Source organism: Pseudoalteromonas rubra (genome assembly GCF_005887115.1).
Taxonomy (GTDB): domain Bacteria; phylum Pseudomonadota; class Gammaproteobacteria; order Enterobacterales; family Alteromonadaceae; genus Pseudoalteromonas; species Pseudoalteromonas rubra_F.
Genome location: NZ_PNCJ01000074.1, coordinates 1 through 304, shown reverse-complemented (window position 1 = coordinate 304; position 304 = coordinate 1). Strand labels below are relative to the sequence as shown.

Annotated in this window: 1 protein-coding gene; it reads left to right on the top strand. The window is 60.9% G+C overall.

What is annotated here, in order from left to right:
• On the top strand, positions 1 to 304 hold a 304-nt coding region (locus tag CWB98_RS23165), incomplete at both ends, for a hypothetical protein (RefSeq protein WP_138546948.1).

The following is a 304-nucleotide window of genomic DNA, read 5'->3' as shown; positions in this document are numbered from 1 at the left end:
GCCCTGGACGCTGAGCGGCAGTGAGCTGGATGTCAGCGGGCTGAACAATGGCACGCTGACGGTGTCGGCGACCCAAGCGGATACGGCGGGCAATACCTCCACCGCAGCCACGCAAACCATTACGCTCGATAACGCGGCGCCGTCTGCGGTGACCATCACCACGCCGATTGAAACCGATGGCATTGTCAATGCGGCGGAAGACAATGATGTACTGATCGCGGGTTCCGGTGCGGAAGCGGGCAACAGTGTGACTGTAACCATCACAGACAACAACAGCTCGGTGAGCCGTACCGTGACGGCGGAT